Below are 17,964 nucleotides of genomic sequence, written 5' to 3' on the forward strand. Positions count from 1 at the left end.
ATGTCTAGTTGAGACATATTAATTAACCGGTAAGATCAGGAGTCCTGATCTTACTGGTTTTTTTAGTTTTCAGAGTGTGTAAGGACGTGGATCGAATTACTTACTCAGAGCGATGGTTTTTTAATTTATTAGACTTACAAATGACACTTTCAGTAGGAGGGAGAAGCAAAGAACTAGAAATCAAATACTTGGTTCTCTGAAAATCAATTATATGCCCCGAAAAGAAAAGTGGATTAAAAAGGAAGCTATGGGTACTAGTGAAAAATTGCAAAATGTAAAGTGAAATTAGATTAACTGTAATTATAAATATGCTACAAACACAGTGCTACTGGGATACACAAACTCAAATAAAAAATCAGGACAAGTTATTATAAAAAATGCTTTACAAAGAGCCTATGGTATCATATATTCTATTCAGGATAAAAGTTTCCTTCAGTCAACTTTTTGTCCCTTGGTAAAATAAAATTTTTTTATAAATTATTTTGCATCAAGGCAAAATAATTTCCTTATATTAACATGGAGGTGAATAGTTAATGGCACTTGATCCAAATCGACAATTTTCAAGGAGAAGCATACTTAAAGTTGGGGCAGCTGGGATACTGGGTGTTCTGGGAAGTAGTTTTTTAAATACAACTGCATTATTCGGAACGGCTGCTAATGCAATGGGAAATGAAAAAATGCACCATTCGCTCAAGGATCAGATGAAACAGGGGATGGCACATGGCTATGATCCTGGAATAGATTCAACTCCGGGACTAGAAGCAGCTATCAAGGCGTTAACAGCTTTCGATTATGGGGTTGTAAGTAAGTCTTCGGATGGCAGGACCATTAGAGAATACGAAATTCAGGCATGGGATACTGAGGTGGAGATAGCGAAAGGCATCAAATTCCCTGGATGGACATTCAATGGTACGATTCCTGGACCAACATTGCGTTGCACGGAAGGAGATATCGTACGAATTAAGTTTGGGAACGGTTCGGCTCATCCTCATTCCATTCATTTACACGGTATTCATCCAACGAATATGGATGGATTGGAACCAGTTCCGACAGGTGGGGAATTCATATATGAATTCGAAGCAAAACCAGCAGGACTGCAACCTTATCACTGTCATGTACCACCGCTGGCTAGACATATTCACAAAGGTCTCTATGGTCACTTCATCATCGACCCTAAGAAACCAAGGAAACCGGCAAAAGAACTAAGCATGGTGATGAATGGCTTTGATTTGGATTTAGATGGTGAGAACGAGGTTTATACCGTTAATGGCTACGCATTTGCTTACCAATCGAGACCCATTAAAGTGAAAACGGGAGAGCTGGTTCGTATCTATTTAAGTAATTTAACAGAATTCGACCCCATTAACTCATTTCATTTGCACGCGAATTTTTTTCACTATTATGCGACTGGAGCCGATCCGGATGCGAGACCACAATATACGGATACGATTATGCAATGCCAAGGGGAGAGAGGCATCATTGAAGTAACGTTTCCTGCTCCGGGAAAATATATGTTCCATGCTCATCAGAGTGAGTTCACGGAGCTCGGCTGGATGGGGTTCTTTGAAGTCGGATAAAAGAGGAGGAATACGATGTGCAGACCGATAGTGTAAATAAGAAGTTAAATAGGACAGTCGTTTGGTTACTTGGTATACTGCCGCTTCTGCTGCTGGCAGTTATGATTGCTTTTATCGGTACATGGGGTACAGGTGTTAAAGAACAGCAGGCAGCTCCAATTGAAGTGTTGAATATTGAACGCATCATTCTTACTGATGATGGATTTGAAGTTCGAATTCTCAATTCTGGGCCGGCGGAACTGACCGTTGCGCAAGTTGTGGTAGATGGCTCGTTTTGGAACGCTTCCTATTCACCTAGTTCAACTATTGAGCGATTTGAAAGCTCTACGGTTAGCATCCCTTATCCATGGGTAGAGGGAGACCCACATGAAATTAAGCTTATTACCACAAACGGATTAATTTTTATTGGTGATGTACCTGCTGCAATGAAAACGCCGGCTGCTGATACCAATCGATTTTTGCAATATTCACTCATTGGTTTTTATGTAGGCGTAGTTCCAGTTGGTCTGGGGTTACTATGGTTTCCTTTCATGCGTCGTTTTTCTTCAAAAGGCATTCAAGCGGTTATGGCATTTACAGTTGGTCTGCTTTTCTTCCTTGCCGTTGATACTATTCAAGAAGGGCTAGAGCTTGGTGCGGAAGCGCCTGGCGTCTTCCAAGGAACGGGTCTCGTTTGGTTCGGAGCTGTACTCAGCTTTTTATTTCTGCTTGCACTTGATCAGACGAATTCGAAGAAAACAGTGAATACTGATGATAATGGTAAGCGGGTATCCTTCAAGATAGCAGGGGGAATCGGTCTGCATAACCTCGGAGAAGGTCTCGCGATAGGTGCAGCTTTTGCTTCAGGTGAGGCCGCACTTGGTACATTTCTCATTATTGGTTTCACGCTTCATAATATTACAGAGGGTATTGGCATTGCTGCGCCGCTGCTGAAAGCAAAGCCAACATTAAAGACATTCCTTGCATTAGCTGTTCTCGGCGGAGCGCCAGCCATTATAGGAACTTGGATCGGCGGATTTGTGTTTAATCAGACTTTGGCAGCATTATTTTTCGGTATTGGTGCAGGTGCCATTGTTCAAGTCATCTATGTCATTTTCAAAATGATCTTAAGAGATGCCAACGCTGACGGTACTCCTTCAGTTTCATGGCTTAATTTTGGCAGTCTAACGTTGGGAGTCTTGTTAATGTATATGACAGCCCTTTTGGTTAACTTCTAATTCATTGCGAGTATAGGGGGAGAGTCATTTGCCTATGAACATAGGTGTTGCAGGAGTTGTATTGCTTGTCATTTTGGGATTGCTACTTTTCGGGCCATCAAAATTACCTCAGTTAGGGAGAGCTATCGGCACGACATTGTCGGAGTTCAAAAGAGGAACAAAAGGATTAATTGATGTAGATGAAAAGCAGGAGCAGGCAAAGGAACAAAAAGAATAAGGAAAGCAAAAAGCCGTTAGAATACCTCTAACGGCTTTTTGCTTATTCACGTTATTGTTTACCAAGATGCTTTTTTCTTTCAATTAATATGGTTAAACTAACGAGCGTAACAAATATGGTAGCTCCCATATCAGAGAGGATGGCAATCCATAATGTGAGCCATCCGGGAATGGTGAGCAAAAGAGCAATTACTTTTAGCCCGAGTGAAACGATAATGTTGAAACGAATAATACGATTTACCTTTTTGGCAATCGAAACGGCTTCCGGAAGTTTCCCTAGATGATCCTGCATCAAGACGATGTCTGCAGTCTCGACGGCACTATCCGTTCCTTTGCCCATCGCAATGCCTAGCTGCGCAGAAGCGAGGGCGGGAGCGTCATTAATACCATCACCAATCATAGCGACATGATGATTCGCGGAGAGTTCTTTAATTCGTTTTACTTTGTCTTCCGGAAGCAGATTTCCATAAAATTCGGAGACTCCGACTGCTGAAGCCACTTTCTCTGCTGTCTTCTGATGATCGCCTGTTAACATGATCGTTCTTTTAATTCCTAGTTTGTGTAATGACTCAATAACAGAGCGACTTTCTTCTCGTATTTCGTCAGCAATTCCGAACATGCCAATTACTTGTTGCTCGTCTGCTAACAGTACGAGGGTAAGACCTTCTTCTTTTAATTGTTCTACGCGGGTTTGTATGGAGTCAGGGATAATTATGTGCTCGATGCTTTTTTCATTGCCGAGCCAGTACGTTTGACCGTTCACTTTCGCTTTAATCCCTCGACCAGTAATCGTTTGAATTTCATCCGGTTCAGAAGCGACGATGTTCCTACTGTCAATTTCTTTCATAATCGCTTTCGCCAGCGGGTGAGAAGATGATTTTTCGATTGCTCCGGCAACAAGGAAGAATCGTTCTTCGTCATAGACCTCCAATTGAGCCACATGTGGTTCACCTTTAGTCAATGTCCCTGTTTTATCAAAGGCAAGCGTATCGATCTTACCGAGCTGCTCCAGGAACACACCGCCTTTGACCAGCACACCATTACGTGCGTTTCTGGTAATTCCCGAAACAATCGCAATAGGTGAGGAAAGAATCAGAGCGCAAGGACAACCAACAATTAATACAGATAAACCTTGATAAAGCCATGTCATCCAATTTCCTTGAAAGAGAAGAGGAGGTATTAACATGACAAGAGCTGCGACAATCATAATGAGCGGTGTATAGTACTTGGCGAACTTATTAATAAACAGCTCAGTTGGTGTTTTCGTTTCTTGTGCTTCTTGAACAAGATGGAGAATTTTTGCTAAGGAAGAATCTTTATACGCTTTATCTATACGAACGAGCAGAAGCCCTTCATTGTTAATGCTTCCACCGTAAACGGGCTCTCCGGATTCTTTCTCAACCGGAAGTGATTCGCCTGTAATGGCAGCCTCATTCACCGAACTCTTACCTTCTGAGACAATACCGTCCGAAGGGATTTTTTCACCAGGTTTTATCTTTACCAAATCACCGACTTGAAGAGAGGAAATCGGAACGATGATTTCTTCGCCATTCTCCATCTTTAAGGCTTCCTTTGGAGCAACTTGCAGTAAAGCTTCCATGGAACGGCGAGCTTTTTCCATACCATAGCCTTCGAGCAACTCATTTAGTCCAAACAGAATGGCAACGAGTGTAGCCTCTTTCCATTCACCAATGGATACAGCTCCCACTAACGCTATGGTCATTAAAGTATCAATATTAAATTTTAATTTGAATAAGTTTTTTAATCCTCTAAAAAAAGTTGTGTAACCGCTAATAATCGTGGCGACTAAATACAAAAGAATCACTGCTTGTTTGTCGAGGACACCATCTAACAGTAAGGCGGCTACATAAATAACACCAGATGTAACAAGCATTTTAAGCATTTTCGCATTGCCTTCTGTATGGCTATGATCATGTCCATCATGATCATGGTCACTATGGTCGTGCCCAGTATTCGTTTCCGAGTTCTTCTCAATGTAAGCATTGTCTGATTTCAAAATCTTTTTGACATCAGTCATTGAGACTTGTGGATTTACCGTTAATATTCCAGAGTTATAACTTAGTTTGGCATCTTCGCCATGTTCTAATTGTTGAATCTCTTCCTCAATTCTTTGGGCGCAACCACTACAAGAAAGCCCCTTTATCCGATATTCATTCATAAGACATCCTTCTTTCAAAGTAATATATGAATACTTGCTCATATGATATGCGATACCAAGATTTATGTCAAACTTATTCTCTCCAATTAGTCGTAGAAAAATGAAAACCACCGGACTGTTATTCCTCAGAAACAGTCCGATGGTTTAAATTCAATGATCCCGAATAATCTCATTTACAACATGTTGAGCATCTAAGCCAACTCCGCCAATCAGTGCAGAGGTTCTACGATGCTGCCAAGGCATGCCAACGATATATAATCCGCTTTCTGGGGTTATACCACGTTCGTGTTTGATGGCACCACGTTCATTAATGACATGGGATAGTTCCAACCACTTATAATCCGGTTTAAAACCTGTACTCCAAATAATATTGGTGAATTCCCTCTGACTGCCGTCTGAAAAAATAATGCTTTTATTTTTCGCATCAATTGTTCTCGGAACTAAAGTAATAGCTGAAGCTTTTATCCGTTTTTTTAATTCAAAACCAAAGATTGGGTCAGGCCGTGATTGAATTTTCTTACCTATAAAAGAGTGAGCTGTTGCCTTTAAAATACCGAGTTTATCAAACCAGTAAAAAATATTTTTACCTCCAATATGAAGAGGGAGTAATAACGGACGATGTCCAGATGATAAATAGACTTTCCGATGTTTTGATATTTCTACGGCAATCTGTGTCCCTGAATTGCCGGCTCCAACGACTAAAGTATCTCCTTCGGAAAGCTGCTCTGGATTTTTGTAACTGGCGGAGTGGATCTGTTTAACGTCTGTTGAGATTTTAGATGCAATATCGGGTATCGCCTCTTTATGAAAGGGACCTGTAGCAATAATGACATGGCGTGCTATATAGTCTTCTTTGTTTGTTGTTATATAAAATAACCCATTACTTTTGTTTAGGCTAATAACACTTGTATTGAGATGAAGGGGTAACTGGAAGTTTGATGCATATGTCTCCAAGTAATCGGCTGTCTCGTTCTTGTTTGGGAGCTGCTCCTTCTTCCCAGGAAAGGATAAACCGGGAAGTTCACTATATCCTTTTGGCGTAAATAATAAGAGGGAATCATAACGATTTCTCCATGAATCACCAACGCGTGAACTCCCGTCGACAATAATAAAGTCAATTCCTGCAAGGGTTAAGTAATATCCTGCTGCTAAACCAGCTTGTCCTCCCCCGATGACGAGCACATTCGTAGTCATTGTAATGAGAAACCTCTCCTCTACTTCACAGATAATAGTAAACCAAGGAATGGAAGTATAACGCCTATAATCGCAAAAGTAGCAAATAAGCCGCGTTTATCTTTTTTGTAAAATGGATTCAGCAGGGACAGAGCAATGAGTCCTAATACCATCATGATTAAATGAGAAACATTCCAATTCCATTGAAGAGCTAAGTCCTGTACATTACCATGCAGAAATTTAAATAATAAAGAAGGTGATGGTTGTTCAAACTCGTCTTCATGTGGAGGTTCTTGTACACCCATATAGGCTGTAATCATAAGGACAGCAAGGGCAATAAACGTTTCCATACGAAGCCACCACTTTAGCTTTCGTTCCTTGGTGCCATTGTTCGTTAACTTCGTAAGGAAACCATTCATAAAGCCAAGAAGAAGGAGGGGCAGGAAAACGAGATGTTTTAGTAGGAGAGCCTCTCCGTAATTAATTCCCCAGGAACTGATATATCCGTCAACAATTAATGACATCATAACCAACCCAGCTACGATAATAAGCACAATACTGCTTATCGATAGTGGTGTAAACCAACGAGTAAAAGCTTTCCAATTCATGGCGCCTGTCGTAAACCACGCAACCACAATAAGCGTTCCCAACCAGATTGAAACGGCAGCGACATGAATGGATTGGGAAAGTAATCCCCATGTTGCAGAGAAACCTGTTGGGTGACTGGCCCACCCATGTGCAAGAATACTACCTATCCAAGTGAAAGCCAATGCCCACTTTGTCCATTTTTGATGAAAATCACACAAGACTGTTATCATATACATCCCGGTACAGATGATCAGGTTCCAGATCCAAGCGTTTCCGTAGGAGTAATCTTTTAATACAATAAGTAAAACTTGAAGGAAAGACATATCTTGCGCAAAATCTCGAAGGATGATGGTAGTTCGTATAATGGATATAAATGAGAATAACGGAATTCCTAAAATAGCATATTGAAATAAGTCGAACGGGTTTTTAACGGCAGGTTTTGAGTGATCTGGAATAAACAGAAGTAATATATAACCACCAGTAAAGGCAAAGGACAAATAAAGAAGAGTTTCAAAGAAGTAAATGTACAAATTCACCAGCTCCAATTCGATGGTTAGATCCAAGTGAAATCATATCATAAATGAAAACAATTGAATGTATGCTCATATGACAATTGTTCGAAATTTCGTGATACATACAAAGTTTTTTACCTTTTTCTTTTGATATAATAAACACGTTTCACAGATGAACAATAAATTAGGAGGGGATATTCTTGCGACGTGTATATATCATGTCTTTCTTATCATTTTTATTGCTGCTTATCGTGTTTCCACAATTCACATTTGCGCACACGAAGCTTCAAAATTCGTCACCGGAAGCTAATGCAACAGTATTAAAAGAAACCAAGGAAATTGTAATGGAATTTAATACGGAAGTGGAGCCTTTAAGTTCATTTAAAATGAAAATGGAAGACGGAAATGAACTTAAGATTGGCACTACAGAAATCGTAGAAAATCGAATTATCGGAACATTTGATGAAAGTATTCCGAATGGTGTCTATACAGTTGAATGGAAAATTGTTGGCCGAGATGGACATCCCATTCAAGGCGACTTTAATTTCACTATCGCTGTGCCTGTTGAAACCTCAGAATCATCTCAAGAGCAGCCTCCGACCCTTACACCTACAGAGCCTATTCATTCTCCTCAGCCAGTTAACGCAGAGGAGAATGAGGTTGACCACAGTGCTACAGGACAAGATCGTAATCAAGCTGGGTTTTGGATCGTGGCTGGCGTGGTCATGGTAGCATTGATCTTCATTATTTTTGGTAAGAGGAGGAAGAAATAGCGATGTGGTATTGGGCTGCGGAGCCTTTTCTTTATCTATGTTTTGCGATTGTAAGTGGTTATGTCCTTTTAAATCTTGTTCCGGAGAGTTATCGACCGGTTACTCAACTATCGCATAAAGTTGTAGCAGTTGCCGCACTCGGAATAGGTCTGTTTTCATTTTTTCCTATATTAAGAATAGTCTCGTTCTTCGCAGAAGACATTGGATGGGGTTTAACCTTCCGGAAAGTAATCCTTGATTTCACAGAAGGAAGAGCTTTCTTATTTACTTTAACGTTATCTCTTATCTTAGCTGGTGTTATCATGCTTAATGGTCGTGTAAAGGGAACCGGAGGATTGAAGGTAATTTTATTCATTCTTTCCCTCCTCATTGTAGCGCAGGGTTGGTCTAGCCATGTGGCTTCCTGGTACGGCACATGGGGAATACTGGCTCAAACGCTGCATTTGATGGCTGTTTCTTTGTGGGTTGGCCCATTACTTATAGCAGGCTGGCAGAATCGCAGAACGGAGCATTGGAATGGTTTCTTAAGCTGGTTTCATCCAACGGCTATACTATGTATGACTGTAATCGCTGCATCAGGATTCGTCTTGACCATCGGTGTAGCTCCAGAATATGTGAATGCATGGAAACTCTCTTACGGACAAGCCCTGCTCGTGAAGCACGTTTTAATTATACCGTTAATACTTTTCGCCATTATTAATGGGTTTTGGGTGAAAAGGAAGTTACAAATGGATATAACGTTTAATCCTCAGCCTTGGGCTAAGGTCGAAAGTGTTATTCTAGTGCTTATCTTTTCAGTCACCGGCTTTATGAATCAGCAACCTGCACCGCATGATGTTTCAGAAACATTGAATGAATCGCCTGCGTCTCCATTGTATCTATGGTTTACAGGGGGTATGTTAGATAAGCAGAAAGATTTAACTTTATCTTTCGGTTGGTTAAGTGCTTCCTTCTTATTTGCTACTATGATTACAATAGGGACCGCAGTCATTAGTGCTAAGCGTCGCAATGTAGCACAAACCCTTTTATGGGCTTTAGTAAGTTCAATCCTTGTGTATTATGGTCTCATGTCGTCGATTTAAGCTCTCATTTATCTAGACTGCTTTAAACGTAATCTTTCTGATATAATAGAGGATACGAATATGAAGGCGGTGGCGAAGAGAGATGGATCGAGTAGTGGAAGATCAATGCGATGATACTTGTTTAGGAACCGAAATTAATCTTAATGCCTTGATGCAAGCCAGGCTCCATGAACAAACGGCTGTCGATTTGGCTGAGTTGTTTAAAGCTCTAGGTGATCCTACAAGGGTGAAAATGATACATGCTTTACTTAGTAGTGAGTTATGTGTTCATGATTTGTGTGTAGTATTAAGCATGGCTCAGTCGGCAGTGTCTCATCAACTCCGTTATTTGCGTAATGTAAGAATGGTCAAACGTCGTAAAGAAGGAAAGACCGTTTATTATTCCATCGATGATGATCATGTAAAAGAGATTTTTATTCAAACCTTAAAACATTTGGAGCATGCTTAAGTAGAAAGAGTAACTGTATGTAAATACGGATACTCTTTTTTTGTGTCTAAAATATATCTGAGAATCATTAAATTAGCTCGATGAATGAGCTTATTTATTGATGAATAGTTATTCATATGTTAAGGTAATTTATGATTTTAGTCTGTGTATGAAAGAAAAGGAGGCTGCAATGTCACCAAGCAATGTTAGAATGAATTTGAAAAGACCGAAAAAAATTGTAACTCTGGTCACACTTGCTATGCTGGTATTAATTTGTAGTGGATTTGTCTTGGCTTCACAAATAAAGACCGTTTATCAGGTATCATATAAAGGTACTACAATTGGTGAGGCTTCAAATCCGGAGATCGTAAAGCAGTGGTTCCAAAATGAATATGCGAAGTTTTCTTCCGAGTATCCTGATATACAGTTTGAAACTAACGAAAACGATTTTTCCATAGTAGAAATAAAGCGTTTAAATGCAAAAGCTGCAGATGAAGCAGTGAGAAGTTCACTACAAAAATCGTTTGTCGTGCAAGGTCGCGGTATACAAGTAATCGTTAATGGCAAAGTAATGGGGATAGTAAAGGACCGGGAGACAGCAGACAAGATTTTAAACGAATTACAACAATCTGTAGCGTCAGCGAAAAAGGATTTAAAGGTTCAAGCACTTAGCTATAATGGCGAAGAAAATCAAGATAAAAACGATATAAGCAGTCAACCTACTTTAAAATCGATCGGTTTCGTTGAGCCAGTCAAGTTAGAGACCATTGTTTCTGATCCATCTGATTTTATCTCGGAAGCAGATATTGTCAAACGATTAAAGGGTACTGATCTTAAGCCCATTACGTATGTGGTGAAAGAAGGAGACTGTGTCTCCTGTATTGCACAAAAATTTAATATTTCGCAAGAGGCTATTTATACAAATAATCCATGGATTATTAATGATTTCATTAACATCGGAGATGAGCTAGACCTCACGGTAAGGCAGCCTAAGCTGTCAGTGAAAACGGAAGAAGAATATTCCGAAACCGTCAGCATTTCGGGTGGGGTTGAGATTACTTACGATAAAACGATGCGTGTTGGTGTTTCGAAAGTTACGAATCCCGGTAAAGCAGGGAAAAAGAAAATAACCTACCTCATGACCAAGGTGAATGGTGATCTTGTGGAAGAAAAAGTGTTAAAAGAAGAGACTTTGGACAAGGCGGTACCTAAAAAGGTGACTCAAGGCTCTAAAGTCATTAAAGGAGTGGGTACTGGGGCATTTGCTTGGCCAATAACAGGACCTACCATAACAAGCGGATTTGGAAAAAGGTGGGGAAGGCTGCACGCAGGTACGGATACTGTCTCTTCAAATCGGGACATCTACGCATCAGATAATGGGAAAGTTATAACGGCAGATTATAACTCAAGCTTTGGCAATCATGTTATTATCGATCATCGAAATGGTTATAAAACAGTTTATGCTCATCTAAGCAAAATCAAAGTTAAAAAAGGAGACTTATTAGAGAAAGGTGATCTGCTTGGCATTATGGGAACGACTGGCCAATCGACAGGTGTCCATCTTCACTTTGAAATTCGTAAAGGTAGCACGCAGCTTAATCCTTTGAAGTTTCTAGATTAGCTATAAAATGAAAAATAAGAGATCCCATTTGAAAGGGTTCTCTTATTTTTGTAATAGGGATGAGACAGGATATGCTATCATTGAGTGCACGTTTGATTGAAATGAACTTTCGTATTTGGGATTAAACTATTGTTTGTAGTCTAAAGAAGTGTTCTTGCGAAAGGAAGTAAACCATGAGTTCTGAGAGCAAACATATTCTAGTTATCGACGGTGATAAACGATCTAGAAGTGTGATAAGAAGGTATTTGGAGAAGGAACGTTGTTTTGTAGAGGAAGCTGAAGATGGTGAAACTGGTCTGCCATTAGCACTTCAAAAAAACTATGACCTGGTTATTCTTGAATTAACCCTTAGCGGAATATCTGGTATAGAGGTATGCAGCCTTTTGAGACAGATAAAATCTACGCCTGTCATTATGGTAACTGCGGAAGGAGATGAGGAAAGTCGTTTGAAAGGATTTCAGGCAGGAGTTGACGATTATATTCTCAAACCATATAGTCCACTTGAAATGACACACCGTGTTAAAGCTTTATTACGGCGAGCAGCGTCAAACTCATATTTAAGAATAGAAAAAAATACGAACAACTTGGTACTTCCTCATTTAGTCATTGAATGGGACGCCCATCGAATAAGAGCAGCAGGCCAAGAAGTTTACCTCACTCGAAAAGAATATGATTTGTTATACTACCTGGCCAGTAGTTCAGATAAAATATTCTCTAGGGACGAATTAATAAAGGTAATTTGGAATAATGAGAAAGGCATTGATGCACGAACAGTTGACATGAATATTAAACGTATTCGAGATAAGTTAAATAAAGTTTCTCCAGAGGCAGCATCAATGATCAAGACGATTTGGGGTGTTGGGTATATCTTGAAGTTTAGCAGCTAAGTGACAGATTTTTTTGTATGTTGAATGATTAATTGCTCATGTGTTAATCTTTTGAGTGCGTCTATTAAATAGTTGATTGAGGTGGAAAATGAACAAGAAAAGTAAGAAATCGCGTAGTTTAGTCCTTTATACTTTGGTTGTTATCGTGTTATTTGTGGCCTTATTCGCTATTAATCAAGCTACAAATAAGAAGGATAATGTGAATCAGACGACAGCAGAAGCCCCGTCAACGGCTTCACAGCCTGTAATGGGTAAGGAAGATGCCAAAGTTTCAATTGTTGAGTTTGGTGATTACAAATGTCCATCCTGCAAGGCGTGGGGTGAGCAAGTATGGCCTCTGCTAAAAAGAGATTACATTGATTCAGGAAAAGCGAAATTTTCGTATACTAATGTTTTGTTCCATGGTGAGGAATCAAAATTAGGTGCTTTAGCTGGAGAAGCCATATTTAAGAGTAATCCAGAAGACTTTTGGACTTTTCATAAAGCATTATTCGATGAGCAACCAGAAGTTAACCATGATGGGCTTTGGATAACAGAAGGAAAATTGTTAGAGGTGGCAAAGAATTCTATTCCAGCAATGGATTTAGAACAATTTCAGCAGAGCTTAAAATCGAATGAGATACAAGGATCAGTTGATCTAGACCAAGAATTAGTAAGGCAGTTTAATATTAAACAAACCCCAACGATTATGATTAATAATATTGTGATTGCTAATCCGTTTGATTATGCTGCAATTACAGCAGCCATAGAGCAAGAAATGAAATAACTCGAAGAGGAGTAGGGGTTAATGGGGATTAGGCAATACACCTTGTATATGGCATGGATGGTAGCTGTCGTTGCAACTCTTGGTAGTCTTTATTTCAGTGAAATTAGAGGGTTTATCCCGTGCGAATTATGTTGGTATCAACGCATCTTAATGTATCCATTAAGTTTGATTTTAGGTATTGCAGCTTTTTACGATGAATATAAGATTAAGAAATACGTATTGCCATTATCCATTATGGGAATTTTTGTTTCATCTTTTCACTACATGGAACAAAAAATACCGGGATTTGCGGCAATTAAACCATGCACGCAAGGTGTACCTTGTAATGTTCAATATATTAATTGGTTTGGTTTTGTTACGATTCCTTTTTTAGCTCTTTCAGGTTTTATTTTAATCACTCTGATTCTGCTTATTAAGAGAAGATAATCCTTTTCGTGCGGGATATAAATGCTTTATGGAGGTCAATATGTTTCATAGTCATTCAGGTCAGATTGGATTTAACAAGAAAACGATCATTTGCAGCAGTGTTTTACTAGTTATTACTTTAGGTTTAGCGGTGTTATCGATAATCCTGTTTGAGTTTAGTAAGATTGGACAAGTATATTGTTTGCTAGTTCCTTTTCTCATTCATATTGTCATATCAATTTTCATTAAACAGAAAGCTTCTTGGATGCTAGGTGCGACTGCTGCAACAATCATTTCTTTACTCCTATTTGTAGTATGTGTTGTATTCCTTGTAGACAATAAATAGCAGATTTAGTATCGGGACGTCTCGGTTTGCTAACGAGGCGTTTTTTGATTTTTCAAAATATGAGCATGTATTCATATTTGTGAACAGGATATGATCGACTTGTGTAAGGCTGGTGAACAAAAATTGACTATCTCATGACATCGTATTATTAGACTACAAAACTTAGTTTAATTGTAGTAGCATAATCTTTGAGCTGAAAGCATTCCCCCAATTAGAAAGGAAGGTGAACTGAACTAATATGTTCAAAAATGTTAAACCATGGTTAATCGTAATGATAAGTTTAATTTCACTGATTGTAATAGCAGCATTAGGTGTTCGCAGCGACCTAATTATATTAGATCCTAAAGGACCAGTTGGAGCAATCCAAAAGGATCTGATTATGTTTTCAATCTACTTTATGCTTGCTATCCTAATCATTGTTTTTGCTTTGTTTGCATTTATGCTGACAAAATACCGTGATCGCAAAAATTTTAATAACAAAAACTATAAACCGGATATGCACGGCAGCACGAAATTGGAAATCATTTGGACGATCATTCCGATCTTAATTGTAACTGCATTATCGATTCCCAATGCTAAGGCTCTCTATGAATTGAAAGAACCACCGAAATCAACTATTGATAAAGAGCCTATCGTTATCTATGCTACTGCCGCTGACTGGAAATGGATATTCAGTTATCCGAAGGAAAATATTGAAACCGTTAATTACGTAAACGTTCCTGAAGATCACCCGATTCTCTTTAAAGTTACTGCTGCAGATTCTATGGTTTCTTTCTGGGTTCCACAGTTAGGTGGTCAAATATACGGGATGCCAGGAATGGTAAATGATCAATATCTGCAGGCAGATGAGCCAGGAGAATATAAAGGCATGAACTCTAATTTCACAGGTGCAGGTATGGCACATCAACTGTTTAGTTTTGTAGCCTTAGAAGAGGCAAGTTATCAAGATTGGGTGAAAAAAACGCAAGAAAACGCGCCAAAATTAGTTGAAGAAACCTATGAAAAATTAATGTTGCCTGAAACAGTTGATGAAATGACGTTTTCATCCACTCATTTGGAATTTGTAGATCATGGCAATGATTCCGAATATGCAATGAACATTCGTGAGAAATATGGTGTTGAAGTAAAAGGAATTAAAGTAAAAGTGGATGGCAACGAAGATAACGAAAATGAAGAGACGGTTTCAAATAATGGTTCTCACTCGAACCATTAAGAAGGGACGAACAAGATGTTTAATTTTATAAAGGATAATCTAATTCTAAATGATCCAATGATTCTTGGGGCGAATATTTCCATTGTATTAACCGTGATTGGAATCGTGGTTGTTCTTACTTACTTTAAAAAATGGAAATGGCTTTGGACAGAGTGGATAACATCTGTCGACCATAAACGAATTGGAATCATGTATATCATTGCTGCCTTATTGATGCTTTTCCGCGGCGGTGTGGATGCATTGTTAATGAGAGCTCAATTAACAGTGCCTAATAATACATTCTTGTCAGCACAGCATTATAATGAGATTTTCACAACACACGGTACTATCATGATTTTATTTATGGCTATGCCGTTTCTACTCGGATTGATGAACGTCGTTGTTCCTTTACAAATAGGAGCAAGAGATGTAGCATTTCCATTTTTAAATAATTTAAGTTTCTGGTCATTCTTCTTTGGAGCAATCCTTTTTAACGTCTCCTTTGTTTTTGGCGGATCACCCGATGCCGGTTGGACAAACTATGCTCCACTAGCAATTGAGGGAAGTCCTGGACCAGGAATAAATTATTATTTACTAGGTTTACAGGTTTCAGGGATTGGTACGCTTTTAACGGGTATTAATTTTATTGTAACGATTATTAAAATGCGTGCACCTGGCATGACATTACTGCGTATACCGATGTTCACTTGGACAACGTTGATTACATCGTTTATTATTGTTTTTGCATTTCCAATACTTACTGTTACTTTAGGGTTAATGACATTTGACAGATTATTCGAAACGCATTTCTTTACACTGACTAACGGCGGTAATCCAATGCTCTGGTCAAACTTTTTCTGGCTTTGGGGACATCCTGAGGTATATATTGTTGTATTGCCCGCATTCGGTATCTTCTCAGAGGTAATAGCTACATTCGCTAGAAAAACATTATTTGGATATAAATCTATGATTATTTCTCTAGTCGTTATTTCAGGCTTAAGCTTCCTTGTTTGGGTTCACCATTTCTTCACAATGGGAGGAAGCGCAGCGTTAAATAATGTATTCTCAATAACCACGATGGCAATCGCCATACCAACAGGGATAAAAATCTTTAATTGGCTTGGCACCCTATACAAGGGCCGAATACAATTTACTGCAGCAATGATGTGGGCACTTGCGTTTATTCCGACGTTCATCATTGGAGGAGTAACAGGTGTTATGCTTGGAATGGCAGCAGCGGACTTTCAATATCATAACAATTACTTCCTTGTTGCCCATTTCCATTATACGTTAATTGCTGGAGTTGTATTTGCTTGCTTCGCAGGCTTTGTGTACTGGTATCCAAAAATGTTTGGACATAAAATGAACGAACGACTTGGAAAGCTGGCGTTTTGGTTCTTTGCGATTGGATTTAATGTCTGCTTCTTGCCACAGTTCTTATTAGGGTTTGCAGGTATGCCGAGACGTGTATATACTTACCTTCCGGAAGATGGATGGACGGCATTAAATGTTGTTTCCACCGTTGGGGCAGTTGGTATGGGAATTGGTTTTGTGATCTTGGTTTACAATGTAAATTATAGTATGCGTAATGCCAAAAGAGAGACAACGGGAGATGCGTGGAACGGACGCACGTTAGAATGGGCAACCACAACAGCGGTTCCTCCACATTATAATTTTGCGGTTCTTCCTGAGATTAAAGAAATAGATGCTTTTTGGCACATAAAACAGCAGAACAAAGGAACAAAGAAAGAAAACATGGAGTATAAACCGATTCATATGCCTAGCAACGCATCTACACCATTTATTATGTCAGTTCTCTTCTTTGTTGGAGGTTTCGGCTTAGTGTTTGAATTGTGGTGGATGGCTATAATTAGCGGAATAGGTATACTTGCTTGTATGATACTTCGTTCACTCCGCTCACATAAAGAAGATGAAGGATATTATGTTAGTGTGGATGAAATAAAAAAATTGGAACAAAAGTTTCAAAAGGAGGCGTGAGTTTATGTCAAATATAAACAATAGTGCAAGTACAAACACGCCCTTGGAATATCAGTCTGAAACAGGCAAACTGAATATATTTGGATTCTGGATTTTCTTAGGCGCGGAAGTTTCGTTATTTGCTACTTTATTTGCGGCATATTTTGCCCTTAAAAATGGCACAGTGGGAGGTCCGCTTCCCAATGAAGTTTTTGACTTAAATAATACAATAGTTATGACGTTAATTTTATTAACAAGCAGTTTCACTTCTGGTTTGGCGATTAATGAGATGAGAAGAAACAACGTTAAATCAATGATTATTTGGTTGATAATCACATTATTATTCGGTTTAGGATTTCTATATATGGAAGTTGCTGAGTTTGTGCACTTGGTAAACGAAGGTGCTGCTCTGGGCACAAATGCTTTCTGGTCATCTTTTTATCTTCTGACTGGAACACATGGACTTCACGTATCACTTGGTATTGGGTGGATAATATTGATTATAATGCAAGTGCTTAAAAGAGGTTTAACACCAGATACTGCTAAAAAGGTTTTTGTCTCCAGTTTATACTGGCACTTTTTAGACTTTGTATGGATTTTCGTCTTTACAGGTGTATACCTATTAGGGATGGTGGGATAATGGCAAATAAAACAGTTAATCGCAATCATTTTCCATGGTCGCAGGTCATTGGTTTCCTCCTATCTATTGCTTTAACTTTTATAGCAGTTTGGATAGGTATACGTACAGATTTAACGTATAGAACGATTGTTATTCTTGTGTTTTCACTAGCGTTTATTCAAGCGGCAATTCAGTTATTTATGTTTATGCACGTATCGGAAGGAGAACACGGAATTTGGCAAATTGGTAAGATGATTTCTGCTGCTTTTATTGCAATTGTGATTGTTGTAGGCAGTATGTGGGTATTGAACCAAATGCATTAAAATATAAGAAATAATAGATATAGCAATAGAGCGCGTTCTGAACTGGACCCTTTGTCAAGGACACTTTAAAAAAGAGGGAGATAG

At 39.0% G+C, this 17,964-nt stretch carries 17 protein-coding genes; 14 read left to right on the top strand and 3 right to left on the bottom strand.

From position 1 onward, the window contains the following. Positions 1-713: 713 nt before the first annotated feature. Genes H582_RS0120465 through H582_RS31250 form a run of 3 tightly spaced genes read left to right on the top strand, consistent with a single transcriptional unit; the run spans position 714 to position 3,011 of the window. On the top strand, positions 714-1,577 hold the full coding sequence (locus H582_RS0120465) for a multicopper oxidase domain-containing protein (protein ID WP_373864117.1): 864 nt from the start codon (positions 714-716) through the stop codon (positions 1,575-1,577). A gap of 17 nt (positions 1,578-1,594) precedes the next feature. Beyond that, entirely contained in the window at positions 1,595-2,794 is a 1,200-nt protein-coding gene (locus H582_RS0120470; protein WP_028600033.1) for a ZIP family metal transporter, read from the top strand. A gap of 34 nt (positions 2,795-2,828) precedes the next feature. Beyond that, on the top strand, positions 2,829-3,011 hold the full coding sequence (locus H582_RS31250; protein WP_174817683.1) for a twin-arginine translocase TatA/TatE family subunit: 183 nt from the start codon (positions 2,829-2,831) through the stop codon (positions 3,009-3,011). A gap of 51 nt (positions 3,012-3,062) precedes the next feature. On the opposite strand, the gene H582_RS0120475 is transcribed toward H582_RS31250, so the two are convergent. The 3 genes from H582_RS0120475 to H582_RS31260 all read right to left on the bottom strand — a co-directional run bounded on the left by H582_RS0120475 (position 3,063) and on the right by H582_RS31260 (position 7,513). Continuing rightward, positions 3,063-5,189, bottom strand: a complete 2,127-nt coding sequence (locus H582_RS0120475) for a heavy metal translocating P-type ATPase (RefSeq protein ID WP_028600034.1) — start codon at positions 5,187-5,189, stop codon at positions 3,063-3,065. Positions 5,190-5,339: 150 nt separating this feature from the next. Further along, on the bottom strand, positions 5,340-6,383 hold the full coding sequence (locus H582_RS31255; RefSeq protein ID WP_084137463.1) for a flavin-containing monooxygenase: 1,044 nt from the start codon (positions 6,381-6,383) through the stop codon (positions 5,340-5,342). Positions 6,384-6,403: 20 nt separating this feature from the next. Continuing rightward, the gene (locus tag H582_RS31260) at positions 6,404-7,513 is read right to left on the bottom strand and encodes a copper resistance D family protein (RefSeq protein WP_084137464.1); all 1,110 of its coding nucleotides are present in this window, start codon (positions 7,511-7,513) and stop codon (positions 6,404-6,406) included. Positions 7,514-7,662: 149 nt separating this feature from the next. On the opposite strand from H582_RS31260, the gene H582_RS31265 reads away from it, so the two are divergent. The 11 genes from H582_RS31265 to qoxD all read left to right on the top strand — a co-directional run bounded on the left by H582_RS31265 (position 7,663) and on the right by qoxD (position 17,880). Continuing rightward, positions 7,663-8,235, top strand: coding sequence for a copper resistance CopC family protein (locus H582_RS31265; RefSeq protein WP_127464441.1), 573 nt, complete (start codon positions 7,663-7,665; stop codon positions 8,233-8,235). A gap of 2 nt (positions 8,236-8,237) precedes the next feature. After that, the gene (locus tag H582_RS31270) at positions 8,238-9,317 is read left to right on the top strand and encodes a copper resistance D family protein (protein ID WP_084137466.1); all 1,080 of its coding nucleotides are present in this window, start codon (positions 8,238-8,240) and stop codon (positions 9,315-9,317) included. 82 nt (positions 9,318-9,399) lie between these two features. Continuing rightward, complete coding sequence (locus H582_RS30385; protein ID WP_052333482.1) at positions 9,400-9,765, top strand: ArsR/SmtB family transcription factor; 366 nt, start codon at positions 9,400-9,402, stop codon at positions 9,763-9,765. A 169-nt stretch (positions 9,766-9,934) separates the two neighbouring features. Continuing rightward, positions 9,935-11,365, top strand: a complete 1,431-nt coding sequence (locus H582_RS31275; protein ID WP_164820136.1) for a LysM peptidoglycan-binding domain-containing M23 family metallopeptidase — start codon at positions 9,935-9,937, stop codon at positions 11,363-11,365. Positions 11,366-11,538: 173 nt separating this feature from the next. After that, a complete protein-coding gene (locus tag H582_RS30390; RefSeq protein ID WP_052333483.1) occupies positions 11,539-12,252 on the top strand; it encodes a response regulator transcription factor in 714 nt (237 codons plus the stop codon). A gap of 88 nt (positions 12,253-12,340) precedes the next feature. Next, positions 12,341-13,018: a DsbA family protein gene (locus H582_RS30395; protein ID WP_052333484.1), complete on the top strand. Its 678-nt coding sequence runs from the start codon at positions 12,341-12,343 to the stop codon at positions 13,016-13,018. A 21-nt stretch (positions 13,019-13,039) separates the two neighbouring features. Then, positions 13,040-13,444 (top strand): disulfide oxidoreductase, encoded by a 405-nt coding sequence (locus H582_RS30400; RefSeq protein WP_052333485.1) that lies wholly within the window; start codon positions 13,040-13,042, stop codon positions 13,442-13,444. Between the two features lie 563 nt (positions 13,445-14,007). Continuing rightward, entirely contained in the window at positions 14,008-14,982 is a 975-nt protein-coding gene (qoxA, locus tag H582_RS30405; RefSeq protein WP_052333486.1) for a cytochrome aa3 quinol oxidase subunit II, read from the top strand. 15 nt (positions 14,983-14,997) lie between these two features. Next, positions 14,998-16,959: a cytochrome aa3 quinol oxidase subunit I gene (gene qoxB, locus H582_RS28685; protein WP_052333487.1), complete on the top strand. Its 1,962-nt coding sequence runs from the start codon at positions 14,998-15,000 to the stop codon at positions 16,957-16,959. 4 nt (positions 16,960-16,963) lie between these two features. After that, a complete protein-coding gene (gene qoxC, locus H582_RS30410) occupies positions 16,964-17,578 on the top strand; it encodes a cytochrome aa3 quinol oxidase subunit III (protein ID WP_052333488.1) in 615 nt (204 codons plus the stop codon). After that, the gene (gene qoxD, locus H582_RS30415) at positions 17,578-17,880 is read left to right on the top strand and encodes a cytochrome aa3 quinol oxidase subunit IV (protein WP_052333489.1); all 303 of its coding nucleotides are present in this window, start codon (positions 17,578-17,580) and stop codon (positions 17,878-17,880) included. Before qoxC ends, qoxD begins: the two co-directional genes overlap by 1 nt. Positions 17,881-17,964 lie beyond the last annotated feature (84 nt).

The organism is Paenibacillus pasadenensis DSM 19293 (genome assembly GCF_000422485.1).
Classification (GTDB): Bacteria; Bacillota; Bacilli; order Paenibacillales; family Paenibacillaceae; genus Paenibacillus_O; species Paenibacillus_O pasadenensis.